Here is a 19,531-nt window from a genome sequence, read left to right as displayed (position 1 = left end):
ACCGTCAGGCGATCGCCTTCACGGCGGTGAGGAGCTTCTCCTGGAACGCCTTGGGCAGCGGCACGTAGCCCGCCTCGGCGAGCTGGGCCTGGCCGGTGGTCGCGGCCACCGTGAGGAACGCCTTGACGGCCTTCGCGGTGTCGGCGTCGTAGCCCTTCGAGCACACGATCTCGTAGGTCGCGAGCAGCAGCGGGTAGGCACCGGCGGCCTTCGAGCCGTAGATGGAGTCGAGGTCGAGGACCAGGTCGTTGCCCTCGCCCTTGACCTTCGCCTCGTCGATGGCCTTGCCGGCCGTCTCCGCGGTCAGCTCGACGGCGCCGGAACCGGAGTCGATCTTGGCCATCGAGAGCTTGTTGTCCTGCGCGAACGACCACTCGACGTAGGTGATGGCACCGTCGATGGAGCCGACGGCCTGCGCGACACCGGCGGACTTCTCCTTGCCCTCGCCGACACCGCCCTTGAACTGCTTGCCGTCACCCTTGGTCCAGCCGCCCGCGACCTTCAGGTACTTCTGGAAGTTGTCGGTCGTGCCCGACTCGTCGGAGCGGTAGATGACCGCGATCTCCTTGTCCGGCAGGGACGCGGAGCCGTTGAGGGCCTTGATGGCCGGGTCGTTCCACTTCTTGACCTCGCCGGAGAAGATCGCGGCGGTGGTCTTGGCGTCGAGCACGAGGTCCTCGACACCGGACAGCTTGTAGCCGACCGCGACGGGGCCGAAGACGAGCGGCAGGTTCCAGGCGGGGTTGTCCTGGCAGCGCTTCGCGGCGGCCTCGGTCTCCGCGCCCGCCTTGAGGGCGGAGTCGGAGCCGCCGAAGTCGACCTGGCCCGCGTTGAAGTTCTTCACGCCCGCGCCGGAGCCGGACGGGTTGTAGGCGAGGTCCACGCCGGGGCAGGCGGCCTGGTAAGCCTGCACGAACGCGTCGACCGCGTTCTTCTGCGCGGAGGAACCCTCGGCGTTGAGCTTCGTCTTGCCACCGCACTCGACACCGGACGCGGCGGGCGTGTTCGTGCCGCCCGTGGCACCGGAGTTGTCGTCGCTGCCACACGCGCTGAGCAGAAGCGCGCCGGCCGTGACGAGGCCGAGCACGGCGCCATGCCGCTGGATCTTCACCTTGGTCCTCCACCTTGCGGAAGCTTTAGCGGTTTCGCGACGGACGTCGCCGCTCGCTAGGGAAGGTAGGTAGCCAGGGTGGACAGACCACCTAGGACGGATGAACGGGAGGTGAACACCGCATGGGAAGTGACAGGCCCCACGGTCGGCGTGACCAGCGCGTACGCGACCCGTGACGGTGTGTGTCTAGCGGCTGTACTGGACGTCGGCGTCCCACAGCGTGAAGCCGAGCTTCGTGTACACGCGGACGGCCGCCGCGTTGTCCGACTCGACGTAGAGCATCACCTGTTCGACGCCCTGTTCCCGCAGGTGGTGCAGGCCGGCGAGGGTCAGCGCCTTGCCGAGACCGCCGCCCTGGCTGGCCGGGTCGACGCCCACCACGTACACCTCGCCCAGCGCGGGCGTGTGCACCTTCGTCCAGTGGAAGCCCAGGAGCTTGTCGTCGGCGTCGAACGCGAGGAGGAACCCCTGCGGGTCGAACCACTCCTCTTCTTCCTTCGCGCGCACGTCCTCGATGGACATCGAGCCCTGCTCGGGGTGCCAGTCGAAGGCGCGGTGGTTCACGTAGACGACCGCGGCCTCGTCCTTGCCGGGGACGAACGCCCGCAGCGTCACGCCTTCCGGCAGCACCGGCCGCGGCAGGTCGGCGTCGACGCGCAGGCGCATCCGCAGCAGTTCGCGGACCTTGCGGAAGCCCAGCTTGTCGGCGAGCTTCTCGGCGTCCGGGTGGCCGCCGTGCGCCCAGATCCGCAGGTCGTCCTGGGGGAGCGCCTGCACCAGCGCCTCGCCGACGCCCTGATGGCGGTACGTCGGGTGCACGGCCAGCTCGGCGACCTTGTTGCCACCCGAGTCGCCGAGGAGGTCGACGTGCGCGTACCCGGCGAGCTCGCCGTCCACCCGTGCGAAGAGGTGCCTGCTGCCGGTGGCGCCGGGCCGCATCCGCAGGCGCACGGCCTCGCCGACCGGTGCCACGCCGTCGAGGCCCTCGGCGGCGGCCAGCAGCTCACCGGCCTCGGCGGCCAGTTCGGTCGTCAGCTCGTCGTACCAGCTCAGTTGCGCCACAAAGGCGAACCTACCGCGCCATCAGACGCTCATCCAGGACTCGGACGGTGTCGTCGACCTCGGTGATCTCGGGACGACGCGTCGAGCCGGGACGCGGCGGGCGGACGAACTTGTAGCCGACGTTGCGCACGGTGCCGATCAGCGCCTCGTGCTCGGGGCCGAGCTTGGCGCGCAGCCGTCGCACGTGGACGTCGACGGTGCGGGTGCCGCCGAAGAAGTCGTAGCCCCAGACCTCCTGCAGCAGCTGGGCACGGGTGAAGACCCGGCCCGCGTGCTGCGCGAGGTACTTGAGCAGCTCGAACTCCTTGTAGGTGAGGTCGAGCGGGCGGCCGCGCAGGCGGGCGGTGTAGGTGGCCTCGTCGATCACCAGGTCGCCGAGCTGCAACGCGCCGTCACCACCCGGCTGGGTGGCGCCGCGGCGCGAGCGCACCAGGCGCAGGCGGGCGTCGACCTCGGCGGGGCCGGAGGCGGGGAGCAGGATCTCATCGACCGACCAGTCGGAGTTGACGGCGACCAGACCGCCCTCGGTGACGACGGCCACCACGGGCACGTCCACGCCGGACGAGTCGAGCAGGCGGCACAGCGAGCGGGCGCCGACCAGGTCCGTGCGGGCGTCGACCAGCACGATGTCGTGCGGGCCCGCCTCCAGCAGCGCGGAGACCTCCGGGCGGAGCGGACGCACGGCGTGCGGGAGCAGCGCCAGCGCGGGAAGCACCGCCTCGGGGTCGGGGTCTGTCGTCAGCAGAAGCACGTCGATGCTCATCGCGGCGCCCTCCAAATCGGCCGTGGACGGTCACCTGGACCAGACCAGCGGCGTACGGTGACCGGGCCCCGTTGCCTGCGGATGACGGAGACAATACCGGTGCAACCCGAGAAAGTCCCAGGTCAAGAAGCCGTGCTCACAGTTGTTTCCACAAGCGTCACGCCTGTTACATCCATGTCACATGACGGCGTACGTCTCCACGGCGTCCACCACCGGGCCGACAGCGACCTCGCATTCGTTGTGGGACACGGGATCACGAACAACGTGACCAAGCCCTACGTGGCCCGCGTGCTGGCCAGACTGGCCCGGCACGGCGGTGTCGTCGCGTTCGACTTCCGCGGCCACGGGAGGTCCGGCGGGCAGTGCACGGTCGGCGCGGACGAGATCCACGACATCGAGGCGGCGGTCCGCAAGGCCCACTCGCTCGGCTACCGCAGGGTCGCCACGATCGGGTTCTCGATGGGCGCGTCGATCGTCCTGCGGCACGCCGCGCTCGGCGAGACGAAGCCGGACGCCGTCATCTCGGTGAGCGGGCCCGCCAGGTGGTGGTCGCGCGAGACCGCTCCCATGCGGCGGGTGCACTGGCTGCTGGAGCAGCCCCACGGCAAGCTCGCCGCGCGGGCGATCGGGGTTCGGCTCGGCGACAGCTGGGTACAGGTGCCGGAAAGCCCGCTGGAGGTGGTGGGTCGCATCAAGCCCACCCCGCTGCTGATCGTGCACGGTGACCTGGACCACTATTTCCACGTGGAGCACGCCGAGTCGCTGCACCGCGCGTCCTCGGGACATGGCGAGCTGTGGATCGAGAAGGGCATGCGGCACGCCGAGTCGGCCTCGACCCCCGACCTGGTAGACCGGATGGCGGCGTGGACCGCCGCGAAGATCGAGCACCTGAGCCCGAAGGACGAGGGATGACTGCAGGGTTTTCCGGCCAGACCCCGGCACGCGCCCGGCCGAAGAAGAAGTCGAGGCGCGGCAAGTTCCTCGTCATCACGGTCATCGTGCTGGGCGTGCTGCTCGTCGCTGCCGACTTCGCGCTGGCGGCGGCGGGCGAGTACCAGATCGCGCAGCGGATGCGCGAGAAACTCCAGCTCGACGAGGACCCGTCGGTGCGGATCAACGGGTTCCCGTTCACGCTCCAGGCGCTGCGCGGCGACTACCAGCACGTGGAGATCCGCGCGTACGGCGTGCCGATCAAGGACGAGCAGCAGGGCGTCGACCTGCGCGACCTCGACGTCGAGGCCGACCTCCTGCACACCCGCGTCGAGCTGTCCGACCTGCTCGCGGGCAACGTCTCCAAGGCGACCATCGACACCGTCAAGGGCAGCGTCCGGATCAAGGCGATGGACCTGAACCGGCTCGCGAACCAGGTGACGCCGTTCGACAAGCTCTCGATCGAACCGGACAACCGGGTCACCACGACCCCGCCCGCCGACCCGCAGGCACCCAAGACGACCGCCGCGATCAAGCTCTCCGGTCAGACCAACGTGGCCGGCCGCAACGTCACGATCACCGCGTACGGCCAGATCGCCCTGGCCAGCGGTGCCATCCAGATCACCATCGACGACATCGAGCTGGACGACACGTCGCTCAAGCAGATCATCCCGCAGCTGCGCCAGGCGCTCGCGATCAAGATCGACCCCGGCACCCTCCCGTTCGGCGCGACGCCGACCGCCGTCGAGGTGGAGAGCGGCGCGTTCAAGCTGTCCGGCGAGATCACCGACGTGCCGCTGGAACAGCGATGACCGGAGTCTGGGCCCTGGTGGGCGCGCTGGCCGTGGCCGGCGCGCTCGCCGTGCTGCTCAAGGTCCGCGAGGGCCGCATCTCCCGGCGCACCACCCCGTCCGCCGACCTGCCCGCCCCCGTGCGTGAGCTGCTCACGCCGGGGGTCACGCTGGTCCAGCTCTCCACGACGTTCTGCGCGCCGTGCCGCCACGCGAAGGTGCTCCTGCGCGATCTCGCGGACCGCACCGAGGGCCTCACCCACGCCGAGCTCGACGTCACGAACCTCCCGGACGTGACGACAAGGCTCGGCATCATGCGCACCCCGACGACGCTCGCGCTGGCGTCCGACGGCACCGAGATCCTGCGCGTCGGCGGCGTCCCCAAGCGCGACTCGCTGCTGGACGCCCTGCGTCCTCACCTGCCATAAGTCGCTTGGGCCAGTCGGGTGAAACCGCGTTGTTCCACCAGATGGACATACCTCCCGGACCGAGGGATTGAGAGCTACCCTCGCTGGCATGACCATGCTGCTCACGAAGCGACGCGCGGTTGACCTGTGCCGCGTGCGCAGCAGCCTGTGTCGCACGACAGGCTGACTGGGCCACTTGACGCCCGTCAGCCTCCTCTGCCGGACTGAACGCACTCGTCCGCATGCCCGGAGGTCGTCGTGCCCCAAGACTTACCCGTTGACCCGCGTGGACCGCGCTTCTCCGCCTGGATGACCACGGTCATCCTGGCCGTCGTGCTGCTCACCGGCTGGTGGCGCCTGCTCGCCGCCCAGACGGTGCTCTTCGCGATGTGCGCGTTCATCTCCTTGAAGCTGAACCCGTGGGGTCACGTCTACCGCTTCGCGATCCAGCCCCGCCTCGCCCCGACCACCGAACGCGAGGAAGCCGCACCCCTGCGGTTCGCGCAGGGCGTCGGTTTCGTGTTCGCCCTCGTCGGCACCCTCGGCTACGCCACCGGCCTCACGACCCTCGGCCAGGTGGCGACCGGGTTGGCACTCGTCGCAGCGCTGCTCAACGCGGCGGTCGGCCTGTGCCTCGGGTGCGAGATGTACCTGCTGCTGCGCCGGTACGCACCCGCCAACGCACGTCCGCAATAGAAGCCACGCACTACCAACAGGAGCAATGTCCCATGAGCCGTGAGAACGTGCTGGTCTCGGCCGCCTGGTCCGAGGAGAACCTCCAGACGCCCGGTGTCGTCTTCGCGGAGGTCGACGAGGACACCACCGCGTACGACGGCGGTCACATCCCCGGCGCGGTGAAGATCGACTGGCGGAACGACCTCCAGGACCCGGTCCGCCGCGACTTCGTCGACCGCGAGGGCTTCGAGAAGCTGCTCTCGGCCAAGGGCATCTCCAACGACGACACCGTCGTCCTCTACGGCGGCAACAACAACTGGTTCGCCGCCTACGCCTACTGGTACTTCAAGCTCTACGGCCACCAGAACGTGAAGCTGCTCGACGGCGGCCGCAAGAAGTGGGAGCTCGACGGCCGCCCCCTGGACAAGGAGGAGGTCGTCCGCCCGGCCACCGACTACAAGGCCCAGGAGCAGGACCTCTCGATCCGCGCGTTCCGCGACGAGGTCGTCGAGGCCATCGGCAACAAGAACCTCGTCGACGTCCGCTCCCCCGACGAGTTCTCCGGCAAGCTCCTCGCCCCGGCCCACCTCCCGCAGGAGCAGGCCCAGCGCGGCGGCCACATCCCGTCCGCGGTGAACATCCCGTGGTCCAAGGCGGCCAACGAGGACGGCACCTTCAAGTCCGACGAGGAGCTCCGCGCCCTCTACGAAGAGGCGGGCTTCGACGGCAGCCGCAAGACCATCGCCTACTGCCGCATCGGCGAGCGCTCCTCCCACAGCTGGTTCGCCCTGCGCGAGCTGCTCGGCTACGAGGACGTCAAGAACTACGACGGCTCCTGGACCGAGTACGGCTCCCTCATCGGCGTGCCGATCGAGCTCGGTTCCGGCAAGGAGGCATGACCACCATGACCAACGGCTGCGGCGCCCCCACCCAGGGCGGCACGATCGAAGTCGCGAGCACCGAAACGGTCCTCGAAGGCAAGGTCCTCTCCGAAGGCACCCCGGTGGGCGGCGCGTTCGTCCGCCTCCTGGACTCGACCGGCGAGTTCACCGCCGAGGTCGTCTCCTCCCCGGAGGGCGACTTCCGCTTCTTCGCGGCCCCCGGCACCTGGACCGTGCGGGCCCTGCACCGCACCGGCAACGGCCAGGCGGCCGTGTCGGCGGAGGGCCCCGGCGTGCACGCGGTGGAGATCGCGGTCGCCTAGCCTCCAGCGCACCACCCGCGTCGGCCCCCGGCAGCACTCCTGCCGGGGGCCGACGCGCGTACCGGGCGGGGCCGGGCGGTGGGACGGTGATCGGGACACCCGGTGGTGGTGGCAGGAATCTCGTCCGGTGTTCTGCGGCGCAGCCAAGCCGCGATGCCGGACCACCCACGACGCAACGCACGGCCGCGGTGGCCCCTGGCGTGCCCTCTCCCCGCCCGCAGCGCCGGCCCGGTCCTCGATCAGCCCCGGAACCCGGCGAACCCCGGTGTCCTGCACCACCACAACACTGCACGTCACCGCCCGGGAGATATCCTGACCAACGTGGAACACTTCTTCACAGGACTCCTGGTACTAGTGACGATCGCCGTCATGTGGTTCTCCGGCTACGTCGTCTACCGCCTCTACTCAGACCAGCGATGACCGTCCCAGGAAGCGGCGACGAGGCCATCCGCCTGGCAGAAGAACGCGCGGCCGCCACCCGTGAGCGCAACCTCCCCCAGTTCACCGACATGCCCATCGCGGGCGACACGGCGAACCTGCGCGAGGGCGCGAACCTGCACGACGCTCTTCTGGGCGTCCTGCCGCTGGTGGGGGTGTGGCGCGGTGAGGGCGAGATCGTCTACCCGACGATCGACGGCCCGTTCCGCTTCGGCCAGCAGATCACGTTCGCCCACGACGGCCGGCCGTTCCTGGTCTACGAGGCCCGGTCGTGGCTGTTGAACGAGGCCGGCGAGGTGATCAGGCCCGCCGCGCGCGAGCAGGGGTTCTGGCGGCCTCAGGCGGACGACACCATCGAGCTGCTGCTCACCCACGCCACGGGGATCATCGAGCTGTTCTACGGCAAGGTGCGCACCCAGACGTCGTGGGAGTTCGAGACCGACGCGGTGGTCCGCACGGCCACGGCCAAGGACGTCAAGGCGGCGCAGCGGCTGTACGGCATCGTCAACAACGGCGACCTGGCGTACGTCGAGGAGCGCGCGATGGTCGGCCAGAGCATGCAGCCGCACGCGTCCGCGCAGCTCAAGCGCGTCGTGGGCTAGTTCCACCCGGCTTCACACCGCCTCGATCGTTCAACGATCCGGCAATCACATCGCTGGATCGTTGAACGACCGAGGCGTGTCGGATTGTTCAACAATCCCACGATCCCCCGTATCATGGGTCACATGTTCCTGCGGCGCTGCGGACCGGACGCCCTCCTCGTCGAGGTCGGCTCACTGACGGAGGTCGCGGCCGTGCGCGCCGCCCTCCAGGACCTCGACGGCATCGAGGAGCTCGTCCCCGCCGCGCGGACAGTCCTGGTCAAGGGCGCCCTGCACGACGTCAGGGACGCGCTGAAGACCGTCGACCTCACCCGCAAGCCGGAGAGCAGGTCGAGGGAGGTCACCATCCCCGTCGTCTACGACGGCCCCGATCTGGCCCTCGTCGCGGAAACAGCCGGCATCACCGAGGACGAGGTCGTGAAGCTGCACGCCGAGGCGACCTACGAGGTCGCGTTCTGCGGCTTCGCCCCCGGCTTCGGCTACCTCACCGGCCTGCCGCCGCAGCTGCACCAACCCAGGCTCGACTCCCCGCGCACGAAGGTCCCGCAGGGGTCGGTCGGCATCGCGGGCGAGTTCACCGCCGCCTACCCCAGGGCCACGCCGGGCGGCTGGCGGCTCCTCGGCCGCACCGAGATCACCCTGTTCGACCCCCGGGCCGGGCAGCCCGCGCTGCTCCAGCCCGGCGACCAGGTCAGGTTCGTGGTCGCATGAGCCGCAGCGTCACGATCCTGAGGACCGGTCCGCAGGCCCTGGTCCAGGACCTCGGCCGCCCCGGCAACGCGCACCTGGGCGTGCCGCCGTCCGGTGCCGTCGACCCGCACTCGCTGACCCTGGCCAACCGGCTCGTCGGCAACGCCGAGACCGCCGCCTGCCTGGAGCTCCTGCTCGGCGGCCTGACCCTCCGGGCGGACGCGAGCTGCACGGTCGCCGTCACCGGGCCGTCCACCGAGGTCCGGGTCAACGACCGGCTCGCCGACTCGCACCAGCCGGTCCACCTGAGCCGCGGCGACACCCTCGCGGTCGGCACACCGCGGACGGGACTGCGCACGTACGTGGCGATCTCCGGCGGCATCGACGTCCCCGCCGAGCTGGGCAGCCGCTCCACCGACCTGCTCTCCGGCATCGGCCCGGACCCCCTGAACGCCGATGACGTCCTGCCTCTCGGCACGCCCGGCCCGGCGGCGGGTGCCGACGTCGTGCCGCCGCACCACGCCCCGCACACGCTGGTCGTCCCGATCTTCCTCGGCCCGCGCGACGACTGGTTCGAGGACGCGGAGACCCAGCTGCGCCAGGGCACCTGGACGGTCTCGGACCGCAGCAACCGGGTCGGCACGCGGCTGAACGGGACCAGGCTGAGCCGCAGGGACGGGGAGATCCCGAGCGAGGGCATGGTCACCGGCGCGGTCCAGGTGCCGCCGGACGGGCAGCCGGTGGTGTTCCTCAACGACCACCCGACGACGGGCGGCTATCCCGTCATCGGTGTCGTGGACCGCGACCACCTCCGGTTCCTCGGTCAGGCACGGCCGGGCACCACCGTGCGCTTCCGGCCGTTGACGTGAGTGGTCCAGACCAAATACCGTAACTGTCAGGCCGCCGCGGACCTCTACCACCTGGAGCTCCGCATGCGCCGAATCCCTGCACTGCTGGCGGTTCTCGTCGCGACAGTCGCCTTGGCGGTCCCTGCCACCGCTGCCACGGGCATCACCGCGACGTTCTCCCGCACCGGCACGAGCGCCAAGTTCGTGGTCGCCAACGCGAGCACGGCCGCGCTCACCGGGTGGTCGCTCAAGTTCGACCTGCCCGCCGGTGTCACGGTCGGCAACGTCCAGAACGCGACGACCACCCAGAACGGCACCAGAGTCACGCTCACCCCTGCCCACTACATCGCGACCCTCCCCGCCGGGCGCGACACCGAGCCGTACAGCCCGGCGTTCACGCTGAGCGCCGCGGCCGACCCGACCTCCTGCACGGTCAACAACATGGCCTGCGACGGCACGGGCGACCCCGCGCCGAAGCCGACCGGTCTCACCGCCGACTACTCGGTCTCCGGCGGCACGGCGAAGTTCGTCGTCCGCAACCACACCACCACAGCCGTCACCGACTGGTCGATCAGCTTCACGCTGCCCAGCGGCGTCACCGTCGGCAACGCGCAGAACGGCACTGTCACCCAGAACGGCAACCAGGTCACGGTGACCCCGGCGCACTACAACAAGACGGTGGCCGCGGGCGGCAGCACCGAGCCATACAGTCCGGCGTTCTCCATCAGCTCCAACGCCGAACCGGTGACGTGCCGCATCAACAACGCCAACTGCGACGGCAGTGCGGACACGCCACCAAGCGCCCCAACGGATCTGGTGTCACCGACGAAGACCACGCGCACGGTCACGTTGCAGTGGAACGCATCCACGGCGGGCTCGCTCCCGATCGTCGGCTACGACGTCTACAACGGCTCGACGCTGGCAGGCAGCTCCACCACGACGTCCGCGATCATCACCGGACTGAGCCCGAACACCGCGTACTCGTTCACGGTGCGCGCCAAGGACTCCAAGGGCACGCAGAGCGCACCCAGCACGGCTGTAACCGTCACGACCAACAACCCCGCCGACGACACCACGCCACCGAGCACACCGACGAACCTGCGTGTCACAGCGAAGGACGCGGGCAGCATCTCGTTGGCGTGGAACGCTTCCACGGACAACCGGGGCGTCGCGAACTACGACGTCTACGTCGGTTCGGATGTGAAGCAGACGGTCTCCGGCACCACCGCGGTCGTGAGCGGCCTCTCGCCGTCGACCGGCTACACCTTCACGGTCAGGGCCAGGGACATCTACGACAACGTGTCCGGGGCGAGCAACGCACTCACCGAACGCACTGGTGACATCGTCGACGGCTACGCCCGTGTCGGGTACTTCGTGCAGTGGGGCATCTACGGGCGCCAGTACTTCGTGAAGGACATGGACGCGGCGAAGCTGACGCACGTCAACTATGCGTTCGGCAACATCGACCCGGTCAACCTGACGTGCCTGCACGGCGTCACGAAGGGCACCAGCCCTGACCCGCAGGACCCGAACCAGGGTGACGGCGCGGGGGACGCGGAGGCCGACTACAGCAGGCCGATGAGTGCGGCCCAGTCCGTCGACGGCGTGGCGGACAGCGGCTGGGAACCGTTGCGCGGCAACTACAACCAGCTGCGCAAGCTCAAGGCGAAGTTCCCGCATCTGAAGGTGCTGATCTCGCTCGGCGGCTGGACGTACTCGAAGTACTTCTCCGACGTCGCGGCGACCGACGCGGCACGCAAGAAGTTCGTGTCGTCGTGCATCGACGTCTACCTCAAGGGGAACCTGCCCGTCTACAACGGCGCGGGCGGCCCCGGCACGGCGGCGGGCATCTTCGACGGCTTCGACCTCGACTGGGAGTGGCCCGGCGCCGAGGGCCACGCGGGCAACCACTTCGGCCCGCAGGACAAGGTCAACAACACCCTGCTGATCGAGGAGTTCCGGCGGCAGATGGACGCGCTGGGCGCCACCACGGGCAAGCGCTACCAGCTCACCGCGTTCACCCCGGCCGACCCCGCGAAGATCGAGGCGGGCTGGGAGCTGGGACGGGTCGCGCGGTCGATGGACATCTTCAACGTCCAGGGCTACGACTTCCACGGCTCCGGCAGCGACAACTCGTGGGAGCCGAACCGGACCGGCCACCAGGGCAACCTGTACCCGGACCCGGACGACCCGTACACGACGAAGTTCAGCGTGGAGAGCACCGTGCAGGCGTACCTCGACGCCGGGGTGCCGTCACGCAAGATCACGCTCGGGCTCGCGTTCTACGGCCGCGGCTGGCAGAACGTCGTGAACGGCGGCAAGAACGGCGAGTGGCAGGCCGCGGGAGGCGCGGCACCGGGGCAGTTCCCGGAGGAGGCGGGCACGCGCGGGTACGCCAACCTCGTCGCGTCCGTGCCGAACTGCACGGTGTTCCACGACGAGGTGGCCGTCGCGACGTCCTGCTACACCGGCAACCAGTGGTGGACCTTCGACGACGCGTGGTCGATCGCGCGCAAGACCGCGTGGCTCAAGTCGAAGAACCTGCTGGGCGCGATGTTCTGGGAGATGTCCGGCGACCGCGGCCCGTTGCTGGCCGCGGTCGACGCGGGACTCCGGTAGCTCAGTACTCCGACTCGTACAGGCCCTGCAGCTCGGCCAGCAGGGCCGACGAGTCGGGCAGCTGCTTGCCGTCCAGCACGTTCACCCGCGTGATCTTGCGGACGCTGGACGCGAGGAACACGCCCTCGGCGTCGTAGAGCTCGCTGGTCTGGACCGGCTCGACGAGCACGGTCCAGCCGGCGCGCTCGGCGGCGCGGAACAGCGCGTACTGCGTGGTGCCCGGCAGGATGCCGAACTTCGACGGCGGCGTGACGAGGGTCTTGCCGCGCACCAGGATCACCGTCGACGTCGGGCCTTCGAGCACCGACCCGTCCGACGTCGTGAAGATGACCTCGGTGGCGCCGCGGCGCTCGGCCTCGCGCAGCGCGGCCATGTTGATGGCGTACGACAGCGACTTCGCGCCCAGCAGCAGCCACGGCGCGCGGTCGGCCAGGTCGGCGTCGATGCCGCGGTCGAGCGTCACCGCCGTCAGGCCCTCGGTGCGCTGCTTGAGCACCTTCGCGGCGATCTCCACGCCGAGCGCGAACCCGGTGGGCGTGCCGTCACCGCCCTCGACGCCGCGGGTGTAGACGAGCTTGAGGGCGAACTCGCTGCCACCGGTCCAGTTGCCGATGACGAGCTCGACCGCGCGCTCGAACTCCGCGCGCGACGGCGGCACCATGTCGAGCATGGCCGCCGACCGGTCGAGGCGGTCGAGGTGGGGCGTCAGCTCGCGGGGCTTCCCGTCGACCACGAGGATCGTCTCGAAGACGCCGTCGCCGCGCAGGAGCCCCAGGTCGTCGACCCGGATCTGCGGCGAGTCGGGGTCAGCGAGGGTTCCGTCGAGCAGTGCCAGCACGCGCATGCGCAGAGCTTACTGGCAGCAACTAACATGGCCGACGTGGGAACCGCAAGGGCACTGCGGAAAACGCTGCACGAGCGCGGGATGAGGATGACGCCGCAGCGTCAGCTCGTGCTGGACGCCGTGCGGGAGCTGGAGCACGCCACTCCCGAGCAGATCTGCGCGCGTGTCCAGGAGACGGCGCCGACGGTCAACATCACGACGATCTACCGCACGCTCGACCTGCTCGACCGGCTCGGGCTCGTCCGGCACACGCACCTGGGCCACGGCGCGCCGAGCTACTCGGTCGACGAGCACCAGCACGTGCACCTGGTCTGCCACGTCTGCGGGAGCGTCCGGGAGATCCCGTGTGAGCTGCTCGACCCGCTGGTCGGAACATTGCGGGAGCGCGACGGGTTCGAACTGGACGCGAGCCATCTCGCCCTGTCCGGCACGTGCCGCGACTGTCTGAAGCAGGAGCAGGAGTCCGAGTGAGCCTTCCAGGAGCCGTCCCCCCGCCCGACGAGTCGATCGACGCGGGCGTCGCCTGGCACTACGGCGACCCGTTCGCCGAGCAGCGCTCGGCCGCGCGGTCCGCCGTCGTGTTCGACCGCTCGAACCGCGGGGTCGTCGCGGTTCCCGGCGAGGACCGGCTCACCTGGTTGCACCAGCTCACGAGCCAGCACTTCGAGCAGCTGGGTGAGAACGCCGCCACCGAGGCGCTGATCCTCGACGCGCAGGGCCGGCTGGAGCACCACGCGGTGGTCGCGAACGTCGGCGGCACGGTGTTCCTGGACGTCGAGGAGGTCGACGGCCTGCTCGCGTACCTGAAGAAGATGGTCTTCTGGTCGAAGGTCGAGCCGCGCGACGCCACGGCCGAGTTCGCCCTGCTGACGGTCGCCGGGCCGGAGACGCCCGCGGTGCTGGACAGGGTCGGCGTGGCGGTGCCCGCGGACGCGGCGCCGCTGGGCGAGGGCTTCGTGCGCCGGGTGTCGTGGCCGGGCAGGGACGCGGTCGACCTGCTGGTCCCGCGGGCCGAGCTGGGCGACTGGTGGCAGCGGATCACCGACGCGGGCGCACGCCCGGCGGGCAGCCTCGCGTTCGAGGCGCTGCGGGTCGAGGCGCTGAGGCCGCGCCAGGGCGTGGACACCGACGAGCGCACGATCCCGCACGAGGTCAACCTGATCGACAGCGCGGTGCACCTGAACAAGGGCTGCTACCGCGGCCAGGAGACGGTCGCGAAGGTCCACAACGTGGGACGTCCCCCGCGCCGGATGCTCCTACTCCACCTGGATGGTTCTGCCGACGCGCTGCCGGAGCCCGGCGACCCGGTGGCGCTGGACGGCCGCGTGGTCGGCCGGGTGGGCAGCGTGGTGCAGCACCACGAGCTGGGACCGATCGCGTTGGCGCTGGTCAAGCGGTCCGTTCCGGTCGAGTCGACGCTGACGGCCGGTGCTCCCGAGCGAGAGGCCGCCGCCAGGATCGACCCCGACTCGGTGCCGCCGGACACCCCCGGCCTCGGCCGTGAGGCGGCCCGCAACCTGCGGGGCTGAGCCGCCGGGACCGCTACAGTCCCGACCATGTCCCAGGGCACGCTCATCACTGTCGCTCCCACCGGAGCCGAACACGCCAAGGCCGACGTCCCACAGCTTCCGGTGACCCTGGAAGAGCTGGTCGCGACGGCACAGAGCTGCGAGCAGGTCGGCGCGGCGATGATCCACGTCCACATCCGCGGCGAGGACACGAAGCCCACGCTCGACCTCGGCCGGCTGAAGGCCACCGTCGAGGCGCTGCGGTCGGAGACGAACCTGGTCGTGCAGCTGTCGACGGGCGGGTCGGTGCACGACCCGGAGGCCGACCGGCTGCGCGTGCTGGAGGCCATGCCGGACTCGGCGTCCTGCACGATGGGCACCGTCAACTTCGGTGACGACGTGTTCATGAACCGCTGGGAGTTCATCGTCGCCCTGCACAAGGACATGCGGGAACGCGGCATCGTGCCGGAGTACGAGATCTTCGACCTCGGTCAGCTGGCGTCGCTGAAGCGCCTGCTGGACCAGCACGGCCTTCCCGCGGGCGGGCACGTGCACGTCGACTTCGTCATGGGCGTGCCCGGCGGCATGCCCGGCGACGCCGCGACGCTGGTCGCCGCAGCCGCCGCTCTGCCGGACGGAGCATCGTTCTCCGCCACCGGGATCGGCAGGACCACGCTGCCGGTGATGTTCACCGCACTCGGTGCGGGTGGCCACCTGCGAGTGGGTATGGAAGACACCATCAGCTACTCACGGGGGGTGCCCGTGCGGGACAACGCACAGCTCGTGGCACGTGCCGCGGGCCTCGCGAAGATCGCCCAACGGCCCGCGCTGACCCCCGACGAGGCGAGGAAACTGCTCGGCGTGCACATTTGAGACAAGTTTGGTGCCTGGGATGTGTTGGCGGGTGAGGAGGATCTACCGCAGGATGGACACGTGATCGAGGTGCGTCCTGGCGGGCGCCGCCGAATCGACCGGGTGCTGGCCCCCGACTACACGGAGGGCGTCGAGCAGCGCCCGCTCGTGGAGGTGCGCGAGCTCCGCGACGAGGCAGCGCAGGAAGAGACCGACCTGTCCTACCTGCGGCGGTTGCTGCACGCGCGGATCGACATCGTGCGCGCGGAACAGGAGCGCCGCAGCACGGGCGGGTCGGCCGTGGTCGACCAGCTGGCCACGATCCTGTCGACGAACGCCGTCGGTCCGGCGACCGGTCTCGGCCGGTACCAGACCCACGAGCCGTCACGGGCCGACGCGCACCAGCGCCACGTGGAGGCGCTCATCTCCGACGTGGACCTGTCCGACGTGAGCTCACTGGCCGACGACCGCCTCGGCGAGGTGCTGGAGACGCTCGTCTCGGAGGAAGCCTCGGTGTCGGTGCGGCGCCGCGAGGTGCAGGTGGTCGTGGACCGGCTGAACGCCGAGATCGCGTCCCGCTACCAGCGCGGCAGCGCCTCGGTCGACGAGCTGCTGGCCGCCGAGCGCGGTCACCACCGCCGCAAGAGCTGACTCCCAGACTCTGGGAGTGTCGTTCCACTTTCTGAGCCGCCGACCTAGCGTGCCCTCATGGGGTACCGCTGGGTCGTGCTGGGCATCGGCGCGCTGGCGCAGGGCGTCAACGCGGCCGTCTTCCTCGGCCTGCCCGCGATCAGCCCGCAGTTGCGGGACCACTTCTCGCTGACGTTGCCCCAGGTCGGGCTGCTGCTGGGCGCGGTCAACCTGGGCACCATGATCGCCATCGTGCCGTGGGGCGTCTTCGCGGACCGGCGTGGCGAACGGGTCGCGATGACCATCGGCGGGGCGGGTGCCGCCGTCTGCCTGCTGTCCGCGGCGCTGGGCAACGCCTGGGTCGCCGGGCTCGCCCTGCTCGGCGCGGGCCTGTTCGGGGCCAGCGTCAACGCGGCCAGCGGCCGGGCGGTGATGTCGTGGTTCGCCAAGGAGTCGCGCGGCCTCGCGATGGGGGTCCGGCAGACGGCGACCCCGCTCGGTGCCGCCCTCACCGCGGCCGTGCTGCCCGGCATCGCGATCTCGGCCGGGGTGCCGACTGCGTTCGTCGTGCTGGCGAGCGTGACGGCGTTCGTGGCGTTCGCGGTGGCGCTGCTGGTCAGGGAACCACCCGGCGCCGTCCGGGGCGGGTCCGAGCACGGGCTGGTGCTGAAGGACCCGAGACTGCTGCGGCTCTCCCTCGCCAGCGGGCTGCTCGTCGTGCCCCAGTTCACCGCCACCGCCCTGATGGTGCCGCTGCTGCACGAGCACCGCGGCATGGGCGTCACGACGGCCGCGGTGGTCTTCGCCGTCGCCCAGGCGCTCGGCGGGGCCGGACGGCTCGCCGCCGGCGTGTGGTCGGACCGGGCGCGCAGCCGGATCGGGCCGCTGAAGGTCGTGTCGGTGCTCACCGCGGGCGGGTTCGTGCTGGTCGCGGTGCTCGACCAGGCGCCGCTGCCGGTGCTGGTGGCCGTGCTGGTGCCGACGGCGGTGCTCGCGCTGTGCTGGAACGGCCTGGCCGTCACCGAGGCGGGCGAGCTCGCGCCGGACGGCCGCAGCGCCACCGCGATCGCCATGCAGAACTCGGCGAACTACCTCAGCGCCGCGACCACGCCGTTCGTGGCGGCCTTCGTCGCCGTGCACGTGGGGTGGCCCGCGGCGATGCTGCTGGCGGCCGTCGCGGCCGCGGCCGCGCGGGTGCTGCTTCAGCCGTGGCGCTCCCTGCGGGCCAGCTCGCCCCAGAACTCGCGCAGCGTCTCGTAGCGCAGCGCGACCTCCTCGGCGTCACCGGACTCCAGCGCGTCGACGATCGCGTTGACGTCGGCCGCCGAGGTGTCCTCCAGCAGGTCCTTGTCCGGCATCAGCTGCACCAGGCCGCCGTAGTCGAGCTCGACGGCGGAGTGCGGGTGGAAGTGCTCCAGCCAGCGACCGGTGTCGGCGAGGATCGTGGCGGGCCCGTCCTCGCCCAGGGCGCCCTTCACGACCTTGAGCGCCCTCGCCACCCTGCGCCGGGCGTCCGCCATCGCCACGCGCCACGACACCTGGCGTTCCGGGTCGTCCTGGGCCTCGGCGAGCACCACACGGCGTTGGGCGGGGTCCACGATGGCGAACCACGGCAGCGGCACCGTCCACGTCGTGGAGATCACGTGGACCGCCCCGGCGGACAGCTCGGCCATCACGGCCGACGCACGGGCCCTGACCGTCTCCGGGGAGAGGCCGAGCGCGGCGTCCTGCAAGATCGGCGGGGAGGACGCCAGGAAGCCCACCAGGGCGGCCGCGGAACGGGCGCGGAGGTCGAGAGGGCAGACGAGCGGTCCTGGCCCGACACGGGCCGCCTCGGACGTCGGAACCTCGGCCGGGCTGATCGTCATCACGTCGAACGACTCGCCCGGGAGGAGCTTGCGGCCCAACTGTGATCGCAACCACAGCTCCCGTTCGCGCTCCCCTGCGGCCGACCGGGGGATTGGACCCTTTTCCAGGGCTTTTCCCACCTTGGCCGCTAGCGGTGCGTCCAACACCGATAACGGTTCGTACACCCTCAGGTAGGCGACGAACGGTCTTGGCACCTGTGCATCCTTCCACGGGAGGGCGGCCGTGAGATTTGGCGGTACGTGTCACCCCTACCGCGTCGCGAGGAACCCCATCGGCACGGTACGGTAGTTACCAGGAACTAGTTGTCGAGACGAGTGGGGCCGCCGTTCCCCCGGCCGCCCCCGTCCCTGTGCGAGGGGGTCGAGCCATGGGGCGCGGCCGAGCGAAGGCCAAGCAGACGAAGGTCGCCAGGGAGCTCAAGTACAGCTCTCATGAGACCGACTTCGCTGCGCTGCAGCGCGAGCTGTCTGGTGACGAAAGGTCGCCGAACGGGCGTGGTGGCGAAGAGAGCCACGACGACCCGTACGACGACTACGACGACTACCGTCGCTGAATCCAGCCCTCGGAGCTCAAGGGTTGGGCTGCCGGTCCTCCGGCGCCCAGCCCTTGAACTCTGAGGGCTGTTTCAGAACGCCCTGGCGTACTGCTTCGGCGCCCTGACCTCCACACCCAACTGCTGTGCCGCGTGCAGCGGCCAGTACGGGTCGCGGAGCAGTTCGCGTCCGAGCAGCACCAGGTCGGCGGACGAGTCCGTCAACACCTGTTCGGCCTGCTTCGGATCAGTGATCAGGCCGACCGCACCCGTGGGCACGTCTGCCTTGCGTCGCACCGCCTCGGCGAGCGGCACCTGGTAGCCGGGCCCGATCGGGATGTCCGCCTGCGCGGTGTTGCCACCGCTGGACACGTCGATCAGGTCCGCACCCGCGGCCTTGAGCGCCTGTGCCAGCACGACGCTGTCGTCGGCGGTCCACCCGCCCTCCACCCAGTCGGTGCCGCTGATGCGGACGAACACCGGCACGTCCGGGCCCACCGCCGCGCGCACCGCGGCCGTGACCTCGACGGAGGGGGCGATGCGTTCCTCCGTGCTGCCCTCGTTCGTGAGCGGTGAGTAGTACTCGTGGAGCAGGTAGCCGTGGGCGGCGTGGACCTCGAGCACCTCGAAGCCGGCCTCGACCGCCCTGAGCGCACCGTCGACGAACGCCTTCACGATCTCACTGTGGCTGGTCAGCTTCTCGGGCGTGTTAAGCCCGGGGAACGGCTCGGTCGTCGGCGCGACGGGCACCCAGTCGCCGACCGCCTTCCGTCCCGCGTGCGCGAGCTGGATGCCGGGCACCGAGCCCTGGCTCTTGATGAACGCGGTGATCGGCTTCCACGCCTCGACCTGCGCGTCGTTCCAGATGCCGACGTCCTGCGCCGAGATGCGCCCGCGCGCCTCGACGGCGGTGGCCTCCGCCATCACGAGCCCGGCACCGCCGGACGCGCGCGAGCCCAGGTGGACGAGGTGCCAGTCGGTGGGCACGCCGTCGTCGTTCGCCGAGTACTGGCACATCGGGCTGACCGCGATCCGGTTGGGCAGCGTCACCGAGCGCAGGGTCAGTGGCGAGAAGAGCAGGCTCACTAGAGCTCCCTTGAACGTTCGTGTTCCTAACCAACAGTTCAAGGGAGCCGCGCGGGCGTGTTGTTCCCGG

At 70.4% G+C, this 19,531-nt stretch carries 23 protein-coding genes; 17 read left to right on the top strand and 6 right to left on the bottom strand.

Features of this window, described 5'->3' with window-relative positions; genetic code table 11:
• Positions 1–4: 4 nt before the first annotated feature.
• The 3 genes from pstS to BLT23_RS05240 all read right to left on the bottom strand — a co-directional run bounded on the left by pstS (position 5) and on the right by BLT23_RS05240 (position 2,936).
• On the bottom strand, positions 5–1,111 hold the full coding sequence (pstS, locus tag BLT23_RS05250) for a phosphate ABC transporter substrate-binding protein PstS (RefSeq protein WP_090046180.1): 1,107 nt from the start codon (positions 1,109–1,111) through the stop codon (positions 5–7).
• A gap of 186 nt (positions 1,112–1,297) precedes the next feature.
• A complete protein-coding gene (gene mshD, locus BLT23_RS05245) occupies positions 1,298–2,173 on the bottom strand; it encodes a mycothiol synthase (protein ID WP_090046178.1) in 876 nt (291 codons plus the stop codon).
• A gap of 10 nt (positions 2,174–2,183) precedes the next feature.
• Entirely contained in the window at positions 2,184–2,936 is a 753-nt protein-coding gene (locus BLT23_RS05240) for a response regulator transcription factor (protein ID WP_090046871.1), read from the bottom strand.
• Between the two features lie 174 nt (positions 2,937–3,110).
• Between BLT23_RS05240 and BLT23_RS05235 the strand changes: the two genes are divergently transcribed.
• The 11 genes from BLT23_RS05235 (at position 3,111) to BLT23_RS05190 (ending at position 12,140) form a co-directional block, all read left to right on the top strand.
• Positions 3,111–3,848, top strand: a complete 738-nt coding sequence (locus BLT23_RS05235) for an alpha/beta hydrolase family protein (RefSeq protein WP_281248819.1) — start codon at positions 3,111–3,113, stop codon at positions 3,846–3,848.
• A complete protein-coding gene (locus tag BLT23_RS05230; RefSeq protein ID WP_090046175.1) occupies positions 3,845–4,678 on the top strand; it encodes an LmeA family phospholipid-binding protein in 834 nt (277 codons plus the stop codon). The genes BLT23_RS05235 and BLT23_RS05230 overlap by 4 nt, the downstream gene beginning before the upstream one ends.
• Positions 4,675–5,085, top strand: coding sequence for a thioredoxin family protein (locus BLT23_RS05225; protein WP_090046173.1), 411 nt, complete (start codon positions 4,675–4,677; stop codon positions 5,083–5,085). The genes BLT23_RS05230 and BLT23_RS05225 overlap by 4 nt, the downstream gene beginning before the upstream one ends.
• Positions 5,086–5,173: 88 nt before the next feature.
• Positions 5,174–5,251 (top strand): putative leader peptide, encoded by a 78-nt coding sequence (locus BLT23_RS42235; protein WP_425434356.1) that lies wholly within the window; start codon positions 5,174–5,176, stop codon positions 5,249–5,251.
• Positions 5,252–5,322: 71 nt separating this feature from the next.
• Entirely contained in the window at positions 5,323–5,760 is a 438-nt protein-coding gene (locus BLT23_RS05220) for a DUF4395 domain-containing protein (protein ID WP_090046172.1), read from the top strand.
• 32 nt (positions 5,761–5,792) lie between these two features.
• Entirely contained in the window at positions 5,793–6,638 is an 846-nt protein-coding gene (locus BLT23_RS05215) for a sulfurtransferase (protein WP_090046170.1), read from the top strand.
• A gap of 5 nt (positions 6,639–6,643) precedes the next feature.
• Positions 6,644–6,943 carry a DUF1416 domain-containing protein gene (locus BLT23_RS05210; RefSeq protein ID WP_090046869.1) on the top strand — a complete coding sequence of 100 codons (300 nt, stop codon included), beginning with the start codon at positions 6,644–6,646 and terminating at the stop codon, positions 6,941–6,943.
• Between the two features lie 416 nt (positions 6,944–7,359).
• Positions 7,360–7,983 (top strand): heme-binding beta-barrel domain-containing protein, encoded by a 624-nt coding sequence (locus BLT23_RS05205; protein WP_090046168.1) that lies wholly within the window; start codon positions 7,360–7,362, stop codon positions 7,981–7,983.
• A 123-nt stretch (positions 7,984–8,106) separates the two neighbouring features.
• Complete coding sequence (gene pxpB, locus BLT23_RS05200; RefSeq protein WP_090046867.1) at positions 8,107–8,694, top strand: 5-oxoprolinase subunit PxpB; 588 nt, start codon at positions 8,107–8,109, stop codon at positions 8,692–8,694.
• A complete protein-coding gene (locus BLT23_RS05195) occupies positions 8,691–9,542 on the top strand; it encodes a 5-oxoprolinase subunit C family protein (RefSeq protein ID WP_090046166.1) in 852 nt (283 codons plus the stop codon). Before pxpB ends, BLT23_RS05195 begins: the two co-directional genes overlap by 4 nt.
• Before the next feature lie 63 nt (positions 9,543–9,605).
• On the top strand, positions 9,606–12,140 hold the full coding sequence (locus tag BLT23_RS05190) for a glycosyl hydrolase family 18 protein (RefSeq protein ID WP_090046865.1): 2,535 nt from the start codon (positions 9,606–9,608) through the stop codon (positions 12,138–12,140).
• Between the two features lies 1 nt (position 12,141).
• Here BLT23_RS05190 and BLT23_RS05185 read toward each other — a convergent pair whose 3' ends face one another.
• A complete protein-coding gene (locus tag BLT23_RS05185; protein WP_090046165.1) occupies positions 12,142–12,984 on the bottom strand; it encodes an aminodeoxychorismate lyase in 843 nt (280 codons plus the stop codon).
• Positions 12,985–13,011: 27 nt separating this feature from the next.
• On the opposite strand from BLT23_RS05185, the gene BLT23_RS05180 reads away from it, so the two are divergent.
• Genes BLT23_RS05180 through BLT23_RS05160 form a run of 5 tightly spaced genes read left to right on the top strand, consistent with a single transcriptional unit; the run spans position 13,012 to position 17,234 of the window.
• Positions 13,012–13,455 (top strand): Fur family transcriptional regulator, encoded by a 444-nt coding sequence (locus tag BLT23_RS05180; RefSeq protein ID WP_090046163.1) that lies wholly within the window; start codon positions 13,012–13,014, stop codon positions 13,453–13,455.
• Positions 13,452–14,513, top strand: coding sequence for a CAF17-like 4Fe-4S cluster assembly/insertion protein YgfZ (ygfZ, locus tag BLT23_RS05175; protein ID WP_090046161.1), 1,062 nt, complete (start codon positions 13,452–13,454; stop codon positions 14,511–14,513). The genes BLT23_RS05180 and ygfZ overlap by 4 nt, the downstream gene beginning before the upstream one ends.
• 27 nt (positions 14,514–14,540) lie before the next feature.
• Positions 14,541–15,365: a beta-keto acid cleavage family enzyme gene (locus tag BLT23_RS05170; RefSeq protein ID WP_090046159.1), complete on the top strand. Its 825-nt coding sequence runs from the start codon at positions 14,541–14,543 to the stop codon at positions 15,363–15,365.
• A gap of 60 nt (positions 15,366–15,425) precedes the next feature.
• Complete coding sequence (locus tag BLT23_RS05165) at positions 15,426–15,995, top strand: RsiG family protein (protein ID WP_090046158.1); 570 nt, start codon at positions 15,426–15,428, stop codon at positions 15,993–15,995.
• 57 nt (positions 15,996–16,052) lie between these two features.
• Positions 16,053–17,234, top strand: a complete 1,182-nt coding sequence (locus BLT23_RS05160; protein ID WP_090046156.1) for an MFS transporter — start codon at positions 16,053–16,055, stop codon at positions 17,232–17,234.
• On the opposite strand, the gene BLT23_RS05155 is transcribed toward BLT23_RS05160, so the two are convergent.
• A complete protein-coding gene (locus tag BLT23_RS05155; RefSeq protein ID WP_090046154.1) occupies positions 17,177–18,037 on the bottom strand; it encodes a DUF8083 family protein in 861 nt (286 codons plus the stop codon). The genes BLT23_RS05160 and BLT23_RS05155 overlap by 58 nt on opposite strands.
• Before the next feature lie 173 nt (positions 18,038–18,210).
• On the opposite strand from BLT23_RS05155, the gene BLT23_RS05150 reads away from it, so the two are divergent.
• A complete protein-coding gene (locus BLT23_RS05150; protein ID WP_090046153.1) occupies positions 18,211–18,396 on the top strand; it encodes a DUF3073 domain-containing protein in 186 nt (61 codons plus the stop codon).
• A gap of 72 nt (positions 18,397–18,468) precedes the next feature.
• Here the strand turns inward: BLT23_RS05150 and BLT23_RS05145 are convergent, their stop codons facing one another.
• Positions 18,469–19,461, bottom strand: coding sequence for an NADH:flavin oxidoreductase/NADH oxidase (locus BLT23_RS05145; protein WP_090046151.1), 993 nt, complete (start codon positions 19,459–19,461; stop codon positions 18,469–18,471).
• Positions 19,462–19,531 lie beyond the last annotated feature (70 nt).

The sequence above is a fragment of the Lentzea fradiae genome (assembly GCF_900100955.1).
Classification (GTDB): Bacteria; Actinomycetota; Actinomycetes; order Mycobacteriales; family Pseudonocardiaceae; genus Lentzea; species Lentzea fradiae.
Note: the sequence above shows the minus strand (reverse complement) of the source record. Positions and strands in the feature narration are given on the sequence as shown.

What these genes read in the sequence shown, in the direction of transcription:
- BLT23_RS05240 (WP_090046871.1), bottom strand. Translation starts at nt 2,936, where the DNA reads ATGAGCATCGACGTGCTTCTGCTGACGACAGACCCCGACCCCGAGGCG.
- BLT23_RS05235 (WP_281248819.1), top strand. Translation starts at nt 3,111, where the DNA reads ATGTCACATGACGGCGTACGTCTCCACGGCGTCCACCACCGGGCCGAC.
- BLT23_RS05230 (WP_090046175.1), top strand. Translation starts at nt 3,845, where the DNA reads ATGACTGCAGGGTTTTCCGGCCAGACCCCGGCACGCGCCCGGCCGAAG.
- BLT23_RS05225 (WP_090046173.1), top strand. Translation starts at nt 4,675, where the DNA reads ATGACCGGAGTCTGGGCCCTGGTGGGCGCGCTGGCCGTGGCCGGCGCG.
- BLT23_RS42235 (WP_425434356.1), top strand. Translation starts at nt 5,174, where the DNA reads ATGACCATGCTGCTCACGAAGCGACGCGCGGTTGACCTGTGCCGCGTG.
- BLT23_RS05215 (WP_090046170.1), top strand. Translation starts at nt 5,793, where the DNA reads ATGAGCCGTGAGAACGTGCTGGTCTCGGCCGCCTGGTCCGAGGAGAAC.
- BLT23_RS05210 (WP_090046869.1), top strand. Translation starts at nt 6,644, where the DNA reads ATGACCAACGGCTGCGGCGCCCCCACCCAGGGCGGCACGATCGAAGTC.
- BLT23_RS05205 (WP_090046168.1), top strand. Translation starts at nt 7,360, where the DNA reads ATGACCGTCCCAGGAAGCGGCGACGAGGCCATCCGCCTGGCAGAAGAA.
- pxpB (WP_090046867.1), top strand. Translation starts at nt 8,107, where the DNA reads ATGTTCCTGCGGCGCTGCGGACCGGACGCCCTCCTCGTCGAGGTCGGC.
- BLT23_RS05195 (WP_090046166.1), top strand. Translation starts at nt 8,691, where the DNA reads ATGAGCCGCAGCGTCACGATCCTGAGGACCGGTCCGCAGGCCCTGGTC.
- BLT23_RS05190 (WP_090046865.1), top strand. Translation starts at nt 9,606, where the DNA reads ATGCGCCGAATCCCTGCACTGCTGGCGGTTCTCGTCGCGACAGTCGCC.
- BLT23_RS05185 (WP_090046165.1), bottom strand. Translation starts at nt 12,984, where the DNA reads ATGCGCGTGCTGGCACTGCTCGACGGAACCCTCGCTGACCCCGACTCG.
- BLT23_RS05180 (WP_090046163.1), top strand. Translation starts at nt 13,012, where the DNA reads ATGGCCGACGTGGGAACCGCAAGGGCACTGCGGAAAACGCTGCACGAG.
- BLT23_RS05170 (WP_090046159.1), top strand. Translation starts at nt 14,541, where the DNA reads ATGTCCCAGGGCACGCTCATCACTGTCGCTCCCACCGGAGCCGAACAC.
- BLT23_RS05160 (WP_090046156.1), top strand. Translation starts at nt 16,053, where the DNA reads ATGGGGTACCGCTGGGTCGTGCTGGGCATCGGCGCGCTGGCGCAGGGC.
- BLT23_RS05150 (WP_090046153.1), top strand. Translation starts at nt 18,211, where the DNA reads ATGGGGCGCGGCCGAGCGAAGGCCAAGCAGACGAAGGTCGCCAGGGAG.